Source organism: Psychrobacillus psychrotolerans (assembly GCF_900115805.1).
GTDB classification, from domain to species: domain Bacteria; phylum Bacillota; class Bacilli; order Bacillales_A; family Planococcaceae; genus Psychrobacillus; species Psychrobacillus psychrotolerans.
Genome location: NZ_FOXU01000002.1, coordinates 273,479 through 293,812 on the forward strand (window position 1 = coordinate 273,479; position 20,334 = coordinate 293,812).

The 20,334-nt window shown below is 36.4% G+C and carries 19 protein-coding genes; 6 read left to right on the forward strand and 13 right to left on the reverse strand.

From position 1 onward, the window contains the following. Nucleotides 1-22 precede the first annotated feature (22 nt). The gene (gene xylA, locus BM260_RS06425; protein ID WP_093536238.1) at nt 23-1,345 is read right to left on the reverse strand and encodes a xylose isomerase; all 1,323 of its coding nucleotides are present in this window, start codon (nt 1,343-1,345) and stop codon (nt 23-25) included. A 178-nt stretch (nt 1,346-1,523) separates the two neighbouring features. On the opposite strand from xylA, the gene BM260_RS06430 reads away from it, so the two are divergent. Further along, a complete protein-coding gene (locus tag BM260_RS06430; protein ID WP_093536240.1) occupies nt 1,524-2,162 on the forward strand; it encodes a YesL family protein in 639 nt (212 codons plus the stop codon). A 68-nt stretch (nt 2,163-2,230) separates the two neighbouring features. Here BM260_RS06430 and BM260_RS06435 read toward each other — a convergent pair whose 3' ends face one another. The 3 genes from BM260_RS06435 to BM260_RS06445 form a co-directional block, all read right to left on the reverse strand. Next, complete coding sequence (locus BM260_RS06435) at nt 2,231-3,052, reverse strand: carbohydrate ABC transporter permease (protein ID WP_093536242.1); 822 nt, start codon at nt 3,050-3,052, stop codon at nt 2,231-2,233. Between the two features lie 13 nt (nt 3,053-3,065). Further along, complete coding sequence (locus BM260_RS06440) at nt 3,066-3,944, reverse strand: carbohydrate ABC transporter permease (protein WP_093536244.1); 879 nt, start codon at nt 3,942-3,944, stop codon at nt 3,066-3,068. Nucleotides 3,945-4,174: 230 nt separating this feature from the next. Further along, entirely contained in the window at nt 4,175-5,467 is a 1,293-nt protein-coding gene (locus tag BM260_RS06445; RefSeq protein ID WP_093536246.1) for an extracellular solute-binding protein, read from the reverse strand. A 168-nt stretch (nt 5,468-5,635) separates the two neighbouring features. Here BM260_RS06445 and BM260_RS06450 point away from each other — a divergent pair, with 168 nt between their 5' ends. The 3 genes from BM260_RS06450 (at nt 5,636) to BM260_RS18390 (ending at nt 8,902) form a co-directional block, all read left to right on the forward strand. After that, nucleotides 5,636-6,826 carry an ROK family protein gene (locus BM260_RS06450; RefSeq protein WP_093536248.1) on the forward strand — a complete coding sequence of 397 codons (1,191 nt, stop codon included), beginning with the start codon at nt 5,636-5,638 and terminating at the stop codon, nt 6,824-6,826. A gap of 198 nt (nt 6,827-7,024) precedes the next feature. After that, the gene (locus tag BM260_RS06455; protein WP_093536250.1) at nt 7,025-8,635 is read left to right on the forward strand and encodes a glycoside hydrolase family 43 protein; all 1,611 of its coding nucleotides are present in this window, start codon (nt 7,025-7,027) and stop codon (nt 8,633-8,635) included. A 90-nt stretch (nt 8,636-8,725) separates the two neighbouring features. After that, nucleotides 8,726-8,902: a hypothetical protein gene (locus BM260_RS18390; protein ID WP_175496217.1), complete on the forward strand. Its 177-nt coding sequence runs from the start codon at nt 8,726-8,728 to the stop codon at nt 8,900-8,902. A 90-nt stretch (nt 8,903-8,992) separates the two neighbouring features. Here the strand turns inward: BM260_RS18390 and BM260_RS06460 are convergent, their stop codons facing one another. Beyond that, nucleotides 8,993-9,664 (reverse strand): YczE/YyaS/YitT family protein, encoded by a 672-nt coding sequence (locus BM260_RS06460; protein WP_093536252.1) that lies wholly within the window; start codon nt 9,662-9,664, stop codon nt 8,993-8,995. A 115-nt stretch (nt 9,665-9,779) separates the two neighbouring features. Between BM260_RS06460 and BM260_RS06465 the strand changes: the two genes are divergently transcribed. After that, entirely contained in the window at nt 9,780-10,655 is an 876-nt protein-coding gene (locus BM260_RS06465) for a LysR family transcriptional regulator (RefSeq protein ID WP_093536254.1), read from the forward strand. A 115-nt stretch (nt 10,656-10,770) separates the two neighbouring features. Here BM260_RS06465 and nadD read toward each other — a convergent pair whose 3' ends face one another. From nadD to BM260_RS06490, 5 genes are all read right to left on the reverse strand, one after another. Further along, nucleotides 10,771-11,397 carry a nicotinate (nicotinamide) nucleotide adenylyltransferase gene (gene nadD, locus BM260_RS06470; RefSeq protein ID WP_093536256.1) on the reverse strand — a complete coding sequence of 209 codons (627 nt, stop codon included), beginning with the start codon at nt 11,395-11,397 and terminating at the stop codon, nt 10,771-10,773. Nucleotides 11,398-11,450: 53 nt separating this feature from the next. Further along, complete coding sequence (locus BM260_RS06475; protein WP_093536258.1) at nt 11,451-12,911, reverse strand: nicotinate phosphoribosyltransferase; 1,461 nt, start codon at nt 12,909-12,911, stop codon at nt 11,451-11,453. Nucleotides 12,912-12,962: 51 nt separating this feature from the next. Next, entirely contained in the window at nt 12,963-13,511 is a 549-nt protein-coding gene (locus BM260_RS06480) for a cysteine hydrolase family protein (protein WP_093536732.1), read from the reverse strand. A gap of 69 nt (nt 13,512-13,580) precedes the next feature. Then, nucleotides 13,581-14,381, reverse strand: a complete 801-nt coding sequence (locus BM260_RS06485) for an NUDIX domain-containing protein (RefSeq protein WP_093536734.1) — start codon at nt 14,379-14,381, stop codon at nt 13,581-13,583. Nucleotides 14,382-14,610: 229 nt separating this feature from the next. Next, the gene (locus tag BM260_RS06490; protein ID WP_093536260.1) at nt 14,611-15,345 is read right to left on the reverse strand and encodes a YqcI/YcgG family protein; all 735 of its coding nucleotides are present in this window, start codon (nt 15,343-15,345) and stop codon (nt 14,611-14,613) included. Nucleotides 15,346-15,518: 173 nt separating this feature from the next. Here BM260_RS06490 and BM260_RS06495 point away from each other — a divergent pair, with 173 nt between their 5' ends. Continuing rightward, nucleotides 15,519-16,373 carry a dimethylarginine dimethylaminohydrolase family protein gene (locus BM260_RS06495; protein WP_093536262.1) on the forward strand — a complete coding sequence of 285 codons (855 nt, stop codon included), beginning with the start codon at nt 15,519-15,521 and terminating at the stop codon, nt 16,371-16,373. A gap of 58 nt (nt 16,374-16,431) precedes the next feature. Here the strand turns inward: BM260_RS06495 and BM260_RS06500 are convergent, their stop codons facing one another. The 3 genes from BM260_RS06500 to BM260_RS06510 all read right to left on the reverse strand — a co-directional run bounded on the left by BM260_RS06500 (nt 16,432) and on the right by BM260_RS06510 (nt 20,086). Continuing rightward, complete coding sequence (locus tag BM260_RS06500) at nt 16,432-17,157, reverse strand: 3-ketoacyl-ACP reductase (protein WP_093536264.1); 726 nt, start codon at nt 17,155-17,157, stop codon at nt 16,432-16,434. 326 nt (nt 17,158-17,483) lie between these two features. Next, the gene (locus BM260_RS06505; protein WP_245762650.1) at nt 17,484-18,674 is read right to left on the reverse strand and encodes a M14 family zinc carboxypeptidase; all 1,191 of its coding nucleotides are present in this window, start codon (nt 18,672-18,674) and stop codon (nt 17,484-17,486) included. 287 nt (nt 18,675-18,961) lie between these two features. After that, nucleotides 18,962-20,086, reverse strand: coding sequence for an NADH-dependent flavin oxidoreductase (locus BM260_RS06510; protein WP_093536266.1), 1,125 nt, complete (start codon nt 20,084-20,086; stop codon nt 18,962-18,964). Nucleotides 20,087-20,334: the final 248 nt, after the last annotated feature.

The following is a 20,334-nucleotide window of genomic DNA, read 5'->3' on the forward strand; positions in this document are numbered from 1 at the left end:
GCTCCTACCAAATGCATTCCTATTATTTGTTGAATGACTGCAATAAATACTGATTGATCGTCGCCTTGATCTGCTCCAAACGGCCAGAAGTCTGTTTAATATCTTGAAGTCCAAAGGCATACGCTTCTAGCTTATGGAAATCAGTATTACCTTCTACAATATCTAATCCAATACCTTCTTTGTACGTCTTGTAGCGATCGTCCACCACATTTTCAAGCACTTTATCATCAATCAAGTTTTGTGCAACTCGTAAACCTACGGCAAAAGCATCCATTCCAGCAATATGTGCGTGGAACAGGTCCTCTGGTTCAAATGATGCTCTTCTAACCTTCGCGTCAAAGTTTAAACCACCTTTGCCTAATCCACCATTTTGTAAAATCTCATACATCGCAAGAGTTGTAGTCCATAAATCTGTTGGGAATTCATCTGTATCCCAGCCAAGAAGTGGATTACCTTGGTTTGCATCCACAGATCCTAACATATTATTAATCCTCGCATAATGCAGTTCGTGTTCAAACGTATGACCAGCAAGTGTAGCGTGGTTTGCTTCGATATTAAATTTAAACGAATTTTCCAGGCCATAGCTTTGTAAAAATGCATGAGCTGTTGCAACATCATAATCATATTGGTGTGTGGAAGGCTCTTTTGGTTTTGGCTCGATTAAGAACTGTGCTTCGAAACCAATTTCTTTCGCATAATCTACAGCCATATGATAGAAACGAGATAAGTTATCCAATTCTAGTTTCATATTTGTATTTAGTAAAGTGTCGTAACCTTCACGTCCACCCCAGAATACATAGTTTAGAGCACCAAGCTCTTTACCAATTTCTAATCCTTTTTTTACTTTAGCCGCCGAGTAGGCAAAAACATCTGCATTACTTGAAGTTGCTGCCCCGTGCACAAAGCGTGGATGCGTAAAGTTATTCGCGGTATTCCAAAGCAATTTAGCTTTACTATTTTTCATATAATCTTTTATCATGCTAACAATTACGTCTAAGTTTTGATTACTTTCTTTAAGGTTGCTTCCCTCTGGAGCAATATCAATATCATGGAAACAGAAGAACGGGACATCCATCTTTTCATAAAATTCAAATGAGGCCTCTACTCTTGCTTTTGCTAGATCCAATCCACTAAATTTATCCCAAGGTCGGTTCATACTCCCTGCGCCGAAAGGATCTGATCCATCCATCGTAAACGTATGCCAATAGGAAACGGCATATCTCAAAATCTCTTCCATCGTTTTACCGCCAATTTTTTCTTGTGGATTATAAAATTTAAACGCATAAGGATTTTTGGAAGCTGCACCTTCAAATTTAATTTTCTCGACATTTTGGAAATAGACCATTATTTTGACCTCCTGAATTTTATCTCTACAAATTGGCCAATGGCTTTTGCATGAGATTTAACTGTTTAATTTGTTTGTTAATTAACCGAACAAAGTTGTATTATCATAATTAAAAAGTGTATGCTATTAATAATTCTCTAATTCTTTCAAATAAATTGAAAACAAAGGATGGTTCTTCATGAATGCAATAAGTAGTTTTATATATAATGCACTTGAATGGATTACAAGACTTGCCTATTTAAATTTGCTATGGATCTTCTTTACATTGCTAGGTGGAGTAATCTTCGGATTTTTCCCCTCTACTACTTCAATGTTCGCCATAGTGAGAGAATGGTTGAAAGGTGAAACAGAAATACCATTGTTTAGTACCTTCTGGAAACATTTTAAAGAGGAATTCATGAAAAGTAATTTGTTAGGAGTCCTTGTTACGCTCATTATAGTCATTATTGGATTAGATATTATTTACATACAATCTACTAATAGTGATTTGTTAACTTGGACATACCTACCATTATTTGCTTTTATGTTATTATTCATCATGTTCCTGTTTTATTTGTTTCCGTCCTTCGTCCACTTTAATTTAAAATTAGGACAGATTATAAAAAATTCCTTTTTCATTATGCTTATTAATCCAATTACAACTCTATTAATCTTCCTATGCCTGTTGCCATTCTTTTACTTAATAAGCCTACTTCCAGCCATTGGAATTATATTTGGCGGAAGTGTCTACGCTTTTATATCGATGAGGTTTAGCCTACATGCATTTCAGAAAGTGAGCGTCAAGCAAGAAGCCTTAAAAGTGAGCAGTGAATTATAGCTTCCCATTGTGGAAGCTATTTTTATTGTCTAACTCCATGGCCTAACTTTCCACTTACCCCAATCTTCTTAGCCTTTTACCGCACTTGCAGAGATACCTTCCACTACTTTGTTGCTAAAGAAAATGAAAGCAATAATAATTGGTAGAACGCTAATGATTAGAGTTGCCCCTATTGCACCCCAATCGGTCATATATTGACCAATGAAATTTTGGATGCCAACTGTTAATGTTTTATATTTCTCAGAGCTGATAAACGTATTAACAAACACAAACTCATTCCAGTTATAAATCATATTAATCACTACAGTGGTAGCCATTACTGGTGTTGTCATCGGAAGAATAACTTGGAAAAACATTCGATTGACCGAACAACCATCGATAACAGCAGCTTCCTCAATTTCTTTTGGTAGCGTGTAATAGAATCCAAGCAAAATCATCATCGTTATGGGTAAATTATAGGCTGTATATGTAATAACTACTCCGAGTGGATTATCGATTAGATTCACACTTAAAAACATACTGTACAGTGGAATCAATGCTGAATGAATAGGAATCATAAGCCCAATGATGAACAGGCTAAGAACGGCCCCACTTAGTCTCCATCTCATTCGCGTAATTGCAAAAGTAGCCATACTTGCGAAAAGAACGGTTAATACGATCGCTAGCGTGGTAATCCAAACACTATTAAAAAAGTAAATACCTATACCTCCATCCCATACTTTTAAATAGTTTTCCCATCTAAACTCCGAAGGCAATGCGAACGGTGAACCCGCAAATATTTCTCTATTGTCTTTTAAGGAGAAGATGAATAACCATAATAGCGGGACGATTTGAAACAATGCTACAACCAATAGACTAAAATATAGAAAAAAGTAGCCTACACGCTTCATATACAAACCTCCTTTAATATTCTATTCTCTCTTTTGGTGTAGTTAGTTTACGAACGATAAAAGTTACGATTAATGTAATGATTAATAGAAGGAACCCAATCGCACTTCCGTACCCAAAGTTATAGCTTGAAAAGGCTAACTTATACATATAAGACGCCATTACTTCACTTGCACCATTCGGTCCACCAGAAGTCATCACATAGATTAGATCAAAGTATTTTAACGACCCAACTATTGCTAATACGACAGTTACACTTACGACTTCCTTGATCAAAGGCAACTTAATCTTCGTAGCAATTTGGAATGCAGAAGCACCATCGATTCTTGCAGCTTCGATTAATGACTCTGGAATATTCTTTAATGCAGCATAGTAAATCAAAATATAAAAGCCCGCATATTGCCACAAAATTGGAATGAAAATTGCAAATAAAACTAAGGATGGATCCGCTAACCAAGCAGGAGGATTTTCCACTCCTATTTGTTTCAGAAATACATTTAAAATACCATTCGACGGGTTATACACTTTAATCCATAGCTGTGCAATCGCAACGGATGACAGTAACATCGGTATTAAGTATATCTTTCTCAGTAGATCTGATCCTTTTATCTTGGATGCTAATATAAAGGATATTACCAAATAAATACCTAAGCTCAGTGTCGAGAATATAGCCAGTAAAAACGAATGATAGGCACTACTCCAAAACTTCATATCCTGAAGCCCATTTATATAATTCTCTAATCCAATGAATGTTTTATCTCCTATTCCATCCCACTCCATTAAGCCATAATAGCCTGATAGAATTAGTGGTATGAATACTAATACTAGAACTAGTAACAGCGCAGGTGAAATATATAATGCTATTAGTAGTTTGTTAGACATTACCTTGTTCATAACATTCAACTCCTTCCTTACCAGGTAGAGAAGGGCTATCCAACTAGGCAGGATAACCCTCTGTTTTTCATTACATTCCTTCTATTTAAGCCAATTTCATAAAGAAGCTAATAACAGTAAAATTCGAACAAAGTTGATTTTCGCTCCAGGCGGATGCTTTACGTGGGTACGGCTTCAATCAACGAAGTCTACTTTATAATAAATTAATTATGAAATTGACTCGTTCATTTCTATTTTGAAAGAGCTTCCTCATGCGCTTTTGCAAATTCTTCTGGAGTCATTTCTTTTCCAAAAAGAGCCTGAATCGAATCTAAGTGCACTTGTGCGACATCTGGACTCATTTGAACGTCAGCAAATAACGTAATATTACTTGCTTCATTTAATTCATTTAAAATATCAATATACATTTCTGGAAGATCTAAAGAATCAGCATCCACTTTAGTAGCAGGTATTACGCCGGCTTGAGTAACCGCTTTTTCACCCCACTGTTTCACAAAGTATGCAGCAAAATCTTTCGCTTCTTCTTTTACTTTAGAATTCTCTGCTACGAATAGTCCAACTCCAGGACCTCCAACAAAACTATTCATGTCGCCGTTTCCATCAACTGTTGGGAATTTTAAGTATTCAACTGAATCTCTAAATTCCTGTGGTACAGTTTCGTTTGTTGTGTAGTTCGGTAAATCCCAAGTTGCGATTAAATACATCGGCACTTGCTCACTCATGAACATACTCTTTGCTTCTTCATCTGCTAATCCATTAAATCCGTTTACAAAAGCACCCATATCAACAAGGTCTTGAACCTTTTGCGCTGCCTCTACTAATGCAGGATCTTCAAATGTTCCCGAACGATCGATTGCCTTATTTAGAACATCTGCTCCACCCAAACGGTCTGCTAAATACATATACCAAAGTGATCCCGTCCAAGCATCTTTGTTTCCTAAAGCGATCGGATCAATTCCATCTTCTTTAAAAGCTTTTACAACACTTTCTAATTCTTCAAAAGTCTTTGGTGCTTCTAAACCTTGTTCATCAAACATTGCTTTATTATAGTAAAGTGTCACAATGTTAAGCTCTAATGGTAACCCGTATGTCTTACCGTCTAGTGCATAAGCTTCTGCAGTTCCTGATACAAAACTATCACTAAGTTCTTCTTCAATAACATCGTCTAATGGAGCGAACATGTTACCACCAACATAAGGCTCTAAAAACCCTGCTGCCCAAGTCATACCTACATCTGGAAGTTCTTTAGATGTTGATAAAACTCTTAGTTTGTCTTTATATTGTTCATTACTCAACACTTCCAAATCTACTTTAACTCCATCATGTTCTTTTTCGTAATCAGCAATAATTTCATTTACAACATCATAATGCTGTTTGGAGCTTCCTTCTGGCCATAAATGCATAAACTTAATTTCTTTGTCACCGCTTGAACTTGATGACGAGTCACCTGAATCTGAACACCCTGCCAATAAATAAAATACAGAAGCAAATAGTAGAATTTTAATCATTTTGTTGATTTTCATTCTTATTTCCCCCACCCCAATTATTTTACAACAATATTCTGAATATTGTATGCGTTTTCATTGTAGCAAACAAAACTAAGTTAGTCTAGTGGATGAACAAAGTTTTTTTATTCATGTTTTATATGTTAGAATGATGAAAAAGAGAGAAAGAGCTGAAGAAGGATGAAAATGAGTACCCATCAAACATGGAATCACCATGTTGTAAAAAAAGGCAATAAATCATTAGTTCTCGATAAAATAAAATACAACTCCCCTATCTCCAGAGCTTCAGTCGCAAGCCAAGTCGGATTAAACAAAGGAACTGTCTCCTCTTTAGTAAATGATCTACTAGAGGAACATCTCATCTATGAATCTGGACCGGGTGAATCTAGTGGAGGAAGAAGACCAGTTATGTTGCTGTTCAATGAAAAAGCTGGCTACTCCATTGGAATAGATCTAGGCGTAAACTATTTACTCGGAGTACTAACAGACCTTAACGGAAATATTCACACTGAGAAGCAAATAACATTTAAAAATTTAAATTATGAAGAGATTGAGATTAAGTTATTTGAGACAATAGAATATCTTCTGAAGTCCACTCCTGAATCTCCACATGGTGTAATAGGAATTGGTGTTGGAGTACCCGGTATTGTCGATAAGGATGATAATATTCTGTTAGCACCGAACCTAAACTGGAGAAATATAAACCTAAAAGAAGTTCTGGAAGAAAGGTATAATATTCCAATAATTATAGAAAACGAAGCTAATGCTGGTGCATATGGCGAAAAAAACTTTGGTGCAGGAAAAGATTTTGAAAATGTTATTTACGTGAGTGCAGGTATTGGTATAGGTGTTGGATTGATACTTAATGACTCTCTTTATAAAGGTTCTAATGGATTTTCTGGAGAACTAGGTCATATGACGATACAAGCAGGAGGCGCTAAATGTCGCTGTGGAAACGAAGGTTGTTGGGAGTTATATGCGTCAGAGCAAGCGCTTGTTAGACAGGCTGAAAAGCTAGATATCCCTTCGGATATGCAAGATTTAGAAGGTCTTGTGACACTCGCAGAGAGTGGAAATGATGAAATCATTGCGTTATTTGAACAAACTGGAGACTATTTAGGCATCGGGATTAATAACATCATAAATATATTTAATCCGCAACAAGTTATTATCGGTAACAGATTAGCTTACTCTGAAAAATGGTTAAAAGATTCGTTAAACAAAAGAATTTCAAATCAAGCTCTTTGGTTCCAACAAAATGATCTTCAAATCGATTTTTCCGAATTATCGACAAGATCTACAGCATTAGGTGTTGCTGCTTTTTCCATCGAAAACTTTTTGTCCGTCAGTATACAGCAAGATACTGCAACGGAATAGAATATACGAAATTATCTAAAAATTATAACTTGCCATTTTATTTAATCTAGTGTTATATGTATTAACATATTGAAAAAAATTCTATTTTAGGAATTATTAGGTGCATTAATAATACTGTGAAATCTATTATTTAACTTGTATTGTTAGCAACTACATAACCTAAAATGGGCAAAAACTAGATGCAAAGGATGATGACAATTGACGATTATACGAAATCCAATATTACCTGGCTTTAACCCCGATCCGAGTATTTGCAGAGTTGGGGAAGACTATTATATTGCCGTTTCCACTTTTGAATGGTTCCCCGGTGTTGGTATTTATCATTCCAAGGATTTAAAAAACTGGCGGTTAGTTTCTCGCCCACTTAATCGTATTAGTCAATTGAACATGATGGGAAATCCTAACTCAGGTGGGGTTTGGGCACCTGCCTTGTCCTACAGTGATGGACAGTTTTGGTTAATATTCACCGATGTAAAGGTTACTGAGGGGCAGTGGAAGGATTGTCATAATTACCTAGTAACCTGCGATACCATTGATGGGGAATGGTCAGAGCCAATCTATTTAAACAGCTCTGGTTTTGACCCATCCTTGTATCATGATGAATCGGGTAAGAAGTATTTAGTGAATATGAAGTGGGATCATCGTCTCCACCATCATAATTTTTATGGTATTGCACTTCAGGAATATGATGTGGAACAGCAGAAATTAGTTGGGGACTCTACTATTATCTTTAAAGGTACAGATATTAAATTAGTGGAAGCTCCTCATCTATATAAAATAAATGACTATTACTATTTGCTAACTGCTGAAGGTGGCACAAAATACGACCACGCTGCTACTATTGCACGCTCCAGAAACTTAGAGGGTCCCTACGAGGTACATCCGGATAATCCGTTAATCACGTCTTTTCCCTATCCGAGAAACCCTTTACAAAAGGCAGGTCATGCTTCTATCGTCCAAACACATACAAATGAATGGTTTTTAGTTCATTTAACTGGTCGTCCACTACCTAAAGACAACCAAGCGTTATTGGATCCACGAGGATATTGTCCACTTGGACGAGAGACTGCTATCCAAAGAGTCGAATGGGAAAATGACTGGCCATATGTTGTAAACGGGAATGGCCCATCACTTGAAATCGAAGGACCTTCTATGGAGGAAGTTGTTTGGGAAAAGGAGTTTGAAGAGAAGGATGATTTTAATGAAGAACGATTAAACAATCATTTCCAATCATTGCGTATACCTCTTGGTGAACAGATTGTTTCGCTAAAAGACAAGCCTGGTCATTTACGACTATATGGGAAAGAATCTCTTACTTCTAAATTTACTCAAGCATTTATAGCAAGACGTTGGCAGCATTTCAACTTTACTGCAGAAACAAAAGTAGCTTTTAATCCAAATACATTTCAACAATCTGCTGGCCTGGTCAACTATTATAATACCGAAAACTGGACAGCACTTCAGATTTCCTGGCATGAGGAAAAAGGAAAAATTCTTGAGTTAAGCACATGTGATAACTTCACCTTTGACCAACCACTTAAAGGAAATGAAATTGTAATTCCAGCTGAGCAGGAATATGTTTATCTTAGAGTAGATGTCCAAACATCTATTTATGAATATTCCTATTCATTTGATGGTGAAAATTGGACACTAATTCCTATTAAACTCGCATCACATAAATTATCAGATGATTATATTCAGGGCGGTGGTTTCTTCACGGGGGCATTCGTCGGCATGCAATGTCAGGATACTTCCGGTCAAAGTATCCCTGCTGATTTTGATTACTTTATATATAAAGAATCAGAATAACTATATTTATTCATATCGTAAAAATTGTATTTTCCCTGTATTTCAGACCATATTAAGTAGGCATCAAAAAACGTCGAGAGGGGTTTTCTTATGAGAAATGGTACTCATCTAGGGGCTAATAAAAGAGGTTCTATGGCGAGACGACCTGCAACTAGTAAGAAAGAAGAGATTTCTCTAGAGTTGGCTGAACTTGGTTATTTAACACCAAAGCAAGGTTCAATGTCTCCAAATCGACGTGATATGAGTGAGAGGGATAGATCTTACTAATTGAAGGATGCCAAAAAGGGACACAACGTTTAGTTGTGTCCCTTTTTTCACTATATATACTTTAATTTATTTTAAAATGACTTACTTCATTTAGAGAATTACTTTTTCATTTTGACTTACCCACTGTTGCAGAGGTTCTTGAAAGCGTGATATCATCCACCCCAATATTTTTCCGATAAAATAAGCGGCAACTATAGTACCGATACCAATTGCTCCAAAGGACTGTATAAAAACTAAACCCATTATAGCTGCGACAAAAACATTTATTAAATCACCCGTAATCTTTGCTTTACTAAACTTGATTTTAAACTGTTCGCTAATAACATACGTTAACGCATCGTAGGGCATTAGAGGTAGTTTTGCGGTGAAATATCCGATTAATCCTGCTGATACGACAAATAAACTAATAATCAAATATACACAACGCAATACTATAGATTCAGGTGTAGGCAGTAATTGCACGAGGAATAATGTAGCATCCATAAAGAAACCAAATACAACCGAAATAATTAATTGAAGCATTAAATCTTTTATATCCATACGTTTGCTTAAAATGATTTGAACAAGTATAAATAATATATTTGCAAGGACTGTGGTAATACCGATTGATAAGCCTGACGTTAAGACAAGTGCATATGCCAGAGAAGAAACAGGTGATACACCAAGTCCTGCTTGAATCGATAAACTAACACCAAGTGTCAAAAAAAATAAGCCACCTATATATAAAGTAAGGCGCTTCATCGTAACATTCTTATGATTCATAAGTAATTTCGCTTCCTTTATTAATCTCCTATCCATCATATCATCCAATTCAATATACTAAAAATATATATATGATAAACTATTCATATGAAAATACATATAATGAGGTGTACGGATGGATATTCGACAATTACATTACTTTAGAGAAATCGTAAAGCATTCCAGTATTTCTAAAGCTGCAGAAGCCCTACATATAGCACAGCCACCACTCAGTCAACTTTTAAAGAAACTAGAAAATGACCTTGGCACAACTTTAATCCATCGATATCGAAAAAAATGGGAACTGACTGAAACAGGAGAAATATTGTATCAATATGCGGAGCAAACACTAATGCAAAGACAGGATGTTGAGCGACGAATTCAAGAAGTAGAACAAGGAAAAGCCGGAACGATTCGTATCGGTGTTTCTTCCGCATGCTCGAATATGATGATTGATTACGTAAGAACATTTAGAACACAATCTCCTAACGTTAAAATTAGTATTGTTAACGGTAACTCCGATGAATTATTAAAACGACTCGAACAAAGAGAAATAGACTTGGCATTTCTTTTACGTCTGAGCACCAGTGAACAATATGAGATAAAAGTATTAAAAAAACAACCTTATGTTGTAATTGTCCCAACTAACTGGTCGACATCATTTTTAGATTCACATATAACTTTTAATCAGATAGCTAAATTACCTTTTATCATGTTGGGTGCAATAGAAGGACATTCTTTTCATGGAGAAATACATAGAGCGTTTGAAGAACATCATGTAGAACCAAATATTATAATTGAGTGTAAAGATATTGCTATGGTAGCCTCACTTGTTAGTAAAGGTTTAGGAGTATCGATTATTCCAAATATGGATTATGCATCTACCTTTCTAGAAAATCTCACCCTTTTCGAATTGAAACAGTTTAACCATAGTGTGGAACCTATCATCTTAAAACTAAAAAATGCACCTACCTCAAAAGTGGCCGCTCAATTTTGGGATATAGTAGATTAAAAAACATTGGTAAAGAAAAATAGACCCGGAAATACTTTTCCGAGCCTACTTTCTTATACAAGCTAACTATTAAAATCAGCATATATTTCATTATTTATTTTGATCCAATTTCCTTTTACGAATTTTTCCATCCATATAATTCATTTTCTTTAATGTACTTATAGCAACTTGTAGGCAAGAGGTATTTTGCTTCTCCCCCAATTGCAAATTCATCACGAATATAAGTAGAGCTAATTTCCATGGCAATACCCTTATCGATTAAGTGGAAAGTGCTCCCATCGTCGTTATTTCGCAGTAAAGGAGAACCACTTATCGCTTTCAGCATATCAATACCATCTCTAGCCATGACAATAAATTTATTTTCACTCACTAGTTTATCTGCACTTCCCCACTTACCATCTCCGATATCCACTAATAAGTCTGCTCCCATAATGAAATATAAATCATCCTCTGGGTATACTGTCTTTAAGTGCTTCATTGTGTCATAGGTGGAGATTTTCCAGGCATCTTGCTTCATTTCAAAATTATCTAAAGTGAATTTTTCATCCGATTTAATCGCCATTTCTAGCATATTCCAGCGATGTTCGTCTTCTGTATTCATCGTTTTATCTTTTCTTTTGTTGGAGCAAGGTAAAAAGATGACCTTATCTAACTTGCAACGATTTGCTATTGTACTTGCTGTAAAAAGATGGACATTGGTAATGGGATCAAAGGACGAACCATAAATTCCTATCTTAGCCATTAGATTACCTCCACATATTCAATAGTAGTTAAACTGTCTTAACATAATTTTATTTAGCGTGCCTCTACTTTTTCTTTCACCTGTTGAATATTAACCATTTTGTTATCCCAACATTTTTGACTTAAGTCAACGGGGTATTCTTCGGGATTCAGAAGTCTTTTATATTCATCCCATAGGAACAACAAGTTTTCTTTCACATCTTGTTGGATTTCTAATATTCCTGGTAATTCGTATACCTGTTTACCATCCACAAATATGTCATGATGAAGTTCTTTAGCCTCGTAATTTGTTACGAACTTACTGATATACGTATGAACCGGATGGAACATTTTCAACTTTTCTTGTTGTTCTGGTTTTTCATCATCCATTGCGATGTAATCACCTTCTGACTTATTACTCGTCAGGTTAATAATACGGTAGACTTTTTTAAGTCCAGGTGTAGTAACCTTCTCTGGGTTTCCAGAAATCTTAATGGTATCTACCATATTTCCATGATCATCTTCAATAGATACCAATTTGTAAACTGCTCCTAATGCCGCTTGGTCATAAGCAGTAATTAGCTTAGTGCCGATTCCCCAAGCATCAATTTTAGCTCCTTGATGTTTTAATTGAGAAATAGTATATTCATCCAAATCATTAGATGCAACAATTTTCGTCTGTTTGAAACCGGCTTCGTCTAGCATCTTTCTCGCTTCTTTGGATAGATAAGCTAAATCACCACTGTCCAAGCGAATGGCTTTGAAGTTAATCTTATCGCCTAGCTCTTTTGCTACTTTGATAGCAGTAGGAACGCCAGACTTTAAAGTGTCATACGTATCTACTAAGAAAGTACAATCTTTATGTCTTTTCGCATACTTATGAAATGCGGTATACTCGTCACGATACGCTTGAACCATAGAATGGGCGTGCGTACCAGATACAGGTATACCAAATAATTTCCCAGCTCGCACATTACTAGTTGCTTCAAATCCTCCGATAAAAGCTGCTCTTGTTCCCCAAATAGCTGCATCCATTTCTTGTGCGCGCCTCGTACCAAATTCAATAGCGGTTTGATCACCAATTACTTGTTTCATTCTAGAAGCTTTTGTCGCTATTAACGTTTGATAATTGACGATATTCAGTATAGCCGTCTCTATCAATTGTCCTTCCGCTAAAGGAGCTTCAATACGTAACATAGGTTCGTTATGGAAGACCAATTCTCCTTCTTTCATCGAACGAATTGTTCCAGTGAATCTCAGCGTTTGAAGATATGCTAAAAAGTCTTCTTCGTAACCTAGTTCGTTTTGAAGATATTCTATATCACTCTTTGTGAATTGAAAGTTAGAAATATATTCAACAATTCTTTCTAACCCGGCATACACTGCATACCCATTACCGAATGGTAACTTTCGAAAATATACTTCAAAAACAGCTTTACGGTTGTGTATATTATCTTCCCAGTATGTTTCTGCCATATTGATTTGGTAAAGATCTGTGTGTAACGCAAAACCATCGTCTTTGTAATTTGTTTTCATGCGTACCCCTCCGTCTCATTTTAATACCCACTTACTAGTTTATAGATGGTTTTATCGGACTTCTGCACCTATGCTGTTTTGGAAATGACCTAGAGCCCATTCATGACCTAGTTGGTTGAAGCTCGCGACAGCATCCTTATAAACGACTACTTTAAAGCCCTTGTTATACGCGTCCACTGCTGTATGAAGTACGCAAATATCGGTACATACACCGACTAAGTGAACTTCTGTAATTTGTCTTTCTCTTAGCTTTAACTCTAAGTCTGTACCGGCAAACGCCGAATACCTAGTTTTGTTCATCCAATAGACTTGTTCACTATTCTTATTATTTTCATATACATCTTTGAGTTTTCCAAACAAATCTCTTCCTTCGGTTCCCTCTATATTGTGAGGGGGAAATAGCTTAGATTCAGGGTGGTACTGGTCATCCTTTTGATGAGTATCAATCGCAAAAACGACCAAGTCGCCAGCAGCTATAAATTCTTCCGTTACATGTAAAATGGCTCCCTCGATATCCTGTCCTGGTTTACCACATGTTAATGCTCCATTGTCCGCCACAAAATCTACCGTGTAATCAATATTCAACAATGCTTTGTTCATCATTCATCCGCTCCTTTATATTAAATAAATCATCAATTGTTAAATTGTTAATTAATACATAGAAAAAAATTAATAATTTGCATTATAGATAGAAACAAAAGGCTCGTAATCGGTAAATCTATATAATTGTGCTTTGTTTTTAGACCATTTATTAGATTTTTTTAACTCCCCTTCATCCATTACTTTTTCAATGAATGGCAAGGATGGTGCTTTTCTAAAAAACTGTGAATCAAGTTTAATCCAGGAATCATCCAATACGGTTAATAGTACGCCTTGTAATTCCGACAATACGAATTCTTTCGGTAAAAAGTTTTTTGCTAATGTAGTAAGAGCCATATCTTTCTTTATAATCCAAATGGCATCTGAAATTATTTGTTGGTGGTCGAAAGCGAGCTCTAACTGACTGATTTCTTCTAAGTTGAATAGCTGTACATCCGAAGCATCATCAGCTGCTTTGCGTTTGACTAACTGGTTTTCTGGCACAATCGCATAATGGGCGTTGGAGATAATCCAAGCACGTTTGTCACGTCCAGGTTTATCGTAAGTGCCAAAGTGTTTCATCTTGAGATTGGTTACCCCTGTCTCCTCTTCAAGTTCTCTCGAAGCTGCTTCAAATGCTGTTTCATCTGGCTGAACAAAACCACCTGGCAATGCCCATTTACTACCTTCTACATTTGGCTCGCCCTCTGCATCCTTCGCTGCTCGTTGTATCAACATCAACTTCAATTCTTTTACAGGTGGTTTATGCTTTTCTACCTCAGTTGAAATGATGGTAAATACGGCAATATCACTTGTATATCCGTCGGGCGTTTTATATTTATTTGCATCGTAATTCTCTAACATTTCTTCTTCGGACTTATATTTCCCCATCATAGTACCTGCCTTTCTATTATAGTACTCGCTCTTTATTTTAATTAACAGTTTGTTATTTGTTAATTGTATTTTACGCTATAACATTTATTTTTGCAAGGCATATGTCATGAAAAAGACAAAATAAAAAGAAATTTCCTTTTGTGTGACGGAGTATTTATTGACCACCATTTTAAATTGGTCTATTTAACACCCACATCTTCAAGGAAATTTCAGATGGGACTTAATATTAAGCTTCTAATTTATGATGGAAAGGACACTTTCCTTGAATGGGTTCAATATCATCCCCAATAAAGGATTGCTTCCATTCATTATGTGTTGGATCTCCGAAGTGGCCGATATCTGGATGCTTAGGAAGTTGGTCCCAAACCTCTACTCGTTTACGAACCTTTTCACGCGACATAATACCACCCTTTTCAGTTCCTTCTAGTCCTTCGAAGATTTTGCGAGGCTGAAATCCAAGAACCATTGCATTCCCTAAGTGACGTGTCTTTCTCTTCTTATATGCAGGAGCATTTCCAAACACGAAGATTGGCTCTCCATTGAATCGAAAATCCCATAAATGATGATCAGGGTCGCGTGGACTGTCTTCTGGCCATTCAACTTCATCCATTTCATGTAAGTATTGAAGGATATCCCAGAATTGCTTACGATAATCCTCGATAGAACCCTCTTGCTCAAAAGGCTCTACAAATACAAAGAGACCATGTCTTTTGTAATTTGGTAATTTAAACAGATCTAGAAAGCCTTCCACTGCAGAAGGTAGATTACTCCAGTCTTCTTGGCTAATATATGCATAACGAAGCTCCCCTTTCAATTCTCCACTCATTCCAAAAAAACAAGGAAACGTCTTATCCGTTACTGTGTTGTGGAAAGTTTCATATTCCTTATACAGCCAATTTGGTAAGTCGGTTCTAGTATGAAAATCTTCTTTTGTCAATAATGCCTGTTCCTTTGTAATCATACAATCGCCTCCACAATCATTATTCATACATCTCTTAGTCTTGTCTTTACCCAATCTTAAATTCCCTAAAACAATGATATTAAAATTCAAATAAACTTCACTGAAAAAGGTTATACAATGAAAAATATAGGGAATAGAAAAGAAGAATGAATTAAAAAAGTGGAGGATTCCTTATGGTAAAAATAATTCAAGATCAATCTCAAATACATTGTCAAAGTGAATATGAAACACTAAAAAAAGTCGTCTTATGCGAACCTCAATATATGGAAATTAAAGAAGTAATTAATGATGTTCAGAAACAATATGTAAATGATAATATTGACCGTTCACTTGCTATTTCACAACATCAACAATTTGAAAAAGCCTTAGAGAATGCCGGTGTGGAAGTAATTAAATTAACACCAAGCAAAGACCATCCCGAACAAGTTTTCACAAGAGATATAGGCTTTACCTTGGGCAATCATTTGTTTATTTCCGAAATGGCAAATCCGATTCGTCAGGGTGAAGAGAAAGTGTTAGCTCATTGGATGAATGAACATGACATCTTTTACAAAAAGCTTTCTGAACACTCCATAGAAGGTGGCGATGTTATCGTGGATGGCCATCGAGTGTTTATCGGGATTGGCCATCGTACATCTATGGACGCTATTAAAGTTTTACAAAAAGAGCTAACAGATTTCGATATCCTACCTATTGTTTTTAACCCAAAATACTTGCACCTTGACTGTGTATTCAATATTCTCTCTGCAAAAGATGCATTGATTTTTCCTGATGCGCTCGACAAAAATATGGTGGAGCTATTATCGAGTATGTATAATTTAATCGAAGTGAGCGAAAGTGAGCAGTTCTCAATGGGTACCAATGTATTATCTATTGGACAAAATCGAGTAATCAGTTTACCAATTAATCATGACGTTAATCTTCAAATGAGGCAGCATGGCTATCAAGTGATAGAGGTCGATTTCTCGGAAATCATAAAATCAGGTGGTTCCTTCCGCTGTTGCTCTATGCCAATAGAACGACGCTAATAAAGTTACACACAAAAGACCCATTCCTCTAGGAATGGGTCTTTTTAAAGTGACTTATTTAGAAAGGATTTGTTGCTAATAAGCTAGCTGTTTTCACATAAATTCTCGGATCTAATTTTAGTTGTGACACAATGAACTCAGCTATATCTTCTGGTTGCATAAATTGGTCGATTTTATCTTTATCCACTAAAGAAGAATTGGTAGCTAGCTCTGTTACGACTGTACTTGGAGTTAATGCGGTCACGCGTATATTATTACGGCGGACTTCTTGAGCTAATGATTCTGTCAGCCCAATAACCCCAAATTTAGATGCACTATATGCACTTGAACCAGGCGCACCATTTAATCCATTTGTTGAAGAGATGTTAATAATATCTCCTCCATTTTTTTCAATCAGTTGTGGAAGTACTGTATGTGTTACATAATAAGTACCCATTAAGTTAACATCAATAATCTTTTTCCACTCTACAGGATCTGTGTCTACTAGTTTCTCAAAGCCACCAATTCCTGCATTATTTATTAATATATCGGCAGTTCCTAATTCACTAGTTAGTTCTTCTATTGCTTGTTTCACTTCTTCTAATGAAGAAACGTCTGCTGGCGCATAAGCTACTTTAACATTTAAGGTACCAATTTCTTCAGCTACACCCTTTAATGCTTCCTCTGTTCTTGCAAGTAATCCAACGTTTACTCCTTCTTTTGCTAAAGCAATAGCTATCGCTTCGCCAATCCCTCTTCCTGCTCCCGTTACAAATGCCACTTTTCCTTTTAATGATTGTCCCATTTTTAGCAACTCCTTTTTCATGATAATCTACTCTAATCATAGTCCTGTAAAATGAAAAACTCCATTTAAACACCTTCACTATGTGAAATACTCCATCATGATATACAGAGGAAAGAAGCCGAGAGAAGTGTTTAATCACTTTTCACGGCTCTTTTTCATCCTCAATAGGTAACTATAACGCCTATCAGTTGGACCCTAAATATAGAGCACATTACCAATTTTAATTACGGGAAATGCTCCTTATTTGGAATTTACGGGCATATTTATTCATCAAAATTTATCCTACAGAATGGGCATTACGTAGGAATATTATTTAATTCAAAACATCAAGAAGGTCTGTTAGATGTTAGTGGAATCTTCTCATAATCTTCCGGATTCAATGTTTCTACAGAACCATCTGCGACGCCTTTAATAATTGCTTCTAGTCCACGTTCAACCGATTTAACAAGTTGTCCTTTTTGCTTCTGCCCCATCGTTTGTGTCTGACCTTTCACCTCAAAAAGCACAGTTCCACTACCATTCAGCGCATAGCTTCCAAGAGCTGTGCCCGGGAGATCAAGCCCTTGAGAATAGAGTGAAATATTCTTGAACTTTGAGTTACCATAAGATTGAAGTTCGTTATAAGCTGCAACGTTCAATTGTCTTGAAAAATCATAGTTGTAGTTATCAGCATATTGGGCGTATTTCGCTCCTTCAGGTGTGTTCGGATCTGGAACAAACTGTGCGGATAGTGACAGCGTTACTTCATCCGAGGTGCCATCCACATAGTATATCCCTTGATGATGTAAATCCACAAAGACATCTACATTTCCATACTCCTCTTTTAATGCCTTATATACATCACGAGAAGTTTGTGATTCAGGTGTGATAAACCAACCTGGCTTGTTAGATGCTCCTGGGAAGTCTTGCGCCTCTGGGACATAGTTTAAGTTTGGATTAAAATCCCTATTCACATCGAAACCTGGATTCTCGCCATAGTTATAACTTTGACTAATCCCTCGGTCTAAATAGTTCCAAGAAGGTTTAGCGCTTGCCAGTTGCGGGAAATCTCTCACTGCTTCATCCCATGTCATACTATTACGTCGTTTGTCCGCTTCAGATGCATCTGGATTCATCATGGGCATGAAAACAATCGTAACTTCTTCACGGATTTTCTTTGCTTCTTTTGAATTTGTGGAAAGGGTTTTTAAGAGATTTAAAAGAGCGACTGTACCAGTTTTTTCGTTACCATGAATTTCACTTTGAAGAAGAATAACTTTGTCACCTGTTCCAACTTTGGCAGTGTATATATCTAACCCTTTATGGGATTGACCAACGACCTCTACCTGTACAACTCCATTACTTGTCTTCTCAAGTTGTTGGAGTTTTTTTTGGAGCTCACCATGACTGATAAAACCAGAGATAGAGTATTCATGATGATGTGTTTCTTGTTTAACCATATCCGCAGCATAAACAGGAAAAGCCAAGCTTGTACATAGCCCTAAAATACCTATTGTACTAACCATTTTTTTCTTCAATACATATCACTCCTTCTTCTAATTCTTAGAACTGTTACTAGAATAACAAACGAAATTTAAATAGTAAATTTATTATGAATATTTGATTAATTAGTATTATAATAGAGTTATATAGCTCAATTTATGTATACCTTTAGTGACACGAAGGACTAATTATTTCGACTACCAAAGTTAATCACCTTATAAGATAATTGAACTACATTGAATTTTATGTTATTCCTTTTACCAATCTAATTCCCTTACTAAAAAAGAGTCGAGAAAAGTGATTATCACTTTTCTCGACTCTTTTAATCTTCTACTGGTAACCAACCTTTTACATTTACTAGTCTATCCCATAATGGATCAGGGATAACTAACTCTTCTTGCGCTTGTCTCGAAAGAGTTTTACGTATTTGATCTTCCTGGCCTGCTTGAACTTTATCCATCCACTTTGGTTCCATTAATAGTTCTCGACCCAATGCAATGAAAGGCACTCCCGTTTCTAACGCTTCGACTACCTCATCCGGTGTATGCAATGAACCTACTCCAACTACCGGAGTCCGATCCCCTATTTTTTCATGTATCTTAATAATTCTTGACTCTGTTTTATCTTCTTCACGGAAGGAACCATTCCAGAAATGATTCACAGACACATGTAGATAATCTAAGCCCTGATCAGCTAGCTTATCTACGAATTGAAGAGTATCCTCCAATTGAATCCCAGGGTTACTGCCCTCTTCTGGAGAAATTCGATAACCAACAATAAATGGTGTTTTTGCATGTTCCCTTACTGCTTGTTTAACAGAATCTACGATTGCCATGGGAAACTTCATACGATTCTCAAGGGAACCTCCCCATTGATCTTCTCTTCTATTTGAATGCGGCGAGAAGAACTGCTGTAACAGGTAAGTGTTAGCTCCGTGGATTTCTACTCCATCAAAGCCTGCATCTATTGCTCTTCTTGTAGCATCTCCAAAAGCCTGGATTGTCTGCTTAATTTCATCCTCTGTCATCTCTCGCGGAACTATTGCACCTTCACGTTCCGCAGCAACAGCACTTGCTGAAACGGGTTGCTGATCTGGTAATAACTGGGCCGGCGACTGTCTGCCCCCATGATAAATTTGAATAATAGCTTTTGTTCCATTCGATTGAATACTCTGAGCTAGTTTTTTCAATCCTGGAAGGAATTTATCATCATCTATGCTAAATTGCCCTGGAAATCCTTTACCACCCTTGATCACATATGCACAAGCAGTGATAAATGTACCGACACCACCAGAGCGCTCCTTATAATAGGCTAACTCTCTTTCCGATACTTCCCCGCTTTCTTCCGAGGAATAGTGAGTCATTGGAGCTACCATAATTCGATTTTTTACTTTTACACCTGATGAAAACGTAAATTCTTGAAAAATCTTTTCGTATTTTTGTTTCATTTTATTAACCCCTTTACTAGTCTTCCTAAGAAGGACAATGTATCTTCTTTGTTAATACTACAGAAGTTAACGTTAATGTTCCAACAATCTGCCACATGAAATCCCTATGCTGCACACTATGTAAAATAGTATACGTCATAGGGATTTGTTTATTGCTCAACTCTAATTTTTTCTATTTCTTTCACCCAAGCGGTAATGTTTTGATGTATACGTTCATACTCTTGATCATTCCAGTATGTCCATACACA

Coding starts and splice junctions, on each gene's coding strand:
- BM260_RS06495 (WP_093536262.1), top strand. CDS start 15,519: ATGGTAAAAATAATTCAAGATCAATCTCAAATACATTGTCAAAGTGAA.
- BM260_RS06475 (WP_093536258.1), bottom strand. CDS start 12,911: ATGAAAACAAATTACAAAGACGATGGTTTTGCGTTACACACAGATCTT.
- BM260_RS06485 (WP_093536734.1), bottom strand. CDS start 14,381: ATGGGGAAATATAAGTCCGAAGAAGAAATGTTAGAGAATTACGATGCA.
- BM260_RS06490 (WP_093536260.1), bottom strand. CDS start 15,345: ATGATTACAAAGGAACAGGCATTATTGACAAAAGAAGATTTTCATACT.
- BM260_RS18390 (WP_175496217.1), top strand. CDS start 8,726: ATGAGAAATGGTACTCATCTAGGGGCTAATAAAAGAGGTTCTATGGCG.
- BM260_RS06430 (WP_093536240.1), top strand. CDS start 1,524: ATGAATGCAATAAGTAGTTTTATATATAATGCACTTGAATGGATTACA.
- BM260_RS06480 (WP_093536732.1), bottom strand. CDS start 13,511: ATGAACAAAGCATTGTTGAATATTGATTACACGGTAGATTTTGTGGCG.
- BM260_RS06510 (WP_093536266.1), bottom strand. CDS start 20,086: ATGAAACAAAAATACGAAAAGATTTTTCAAGAATTTACGTTTTCATCA.
- BM260_RS06450 (WP_093536248.1), top strand. CDS start 5,636: ATGAGTACCCATCAAACATGGAATCACCATGTTGTAAAAAAAGGCAAT.
- BM260_RS06500 (WP_093536264.1), bottom strand. CDS start 17,157: ATGGGACAATCATTAAAAGGAAAAGTGGCATTTGTAACGGGAGCAGGA.
- BM260_RS06460 (WP_093536252.1), bottom strand. CDS start 9,664: ATGAATCATAAGAATGTTACGATGAAGCGCCTTACTTTATATATAGGT.
- BM260_RS06465 (WP_093536254.1), top strand. CDS start 9,780: ATGGATATTCGACAATTACATTACTTTAGAGAAATCGTAAAGCATTCC.
- BM260_RS06440 (WP_093536244.1), bottom strand. CDS start 3,944: ATGAACAAGGTAATGTCTAACAAACTACTAATAGCATTATATATTTCA.
- nadD (WP_093536256.1), bottom strand. CDS start 11,397: ATGGCTAAGATAGGAATTTATGGTTCGTCCTTTGATCCCATTACCAAT.
- BM260_RS06445 (WP_093536246.1), bottom strand. CDS start 5,467: ATGAAAATCAACAAAATGATTAAAATTCTACTATTTGCTTCTGTATTT.
- xylA (WP_093536238.1), bottom strand. CDS start 1,345: ATGGTCTATTTCCAAAATGTCGAGAAAATTAAATTTGAAGGTGCAGCT.
- BM260_RS06435 (WP_093536242.1), bottom strand. CDS start 3,052: ATGAAGCGTGTAGGCTACTTTTTTCTATATTTTAGTCTATTGGTTGTA.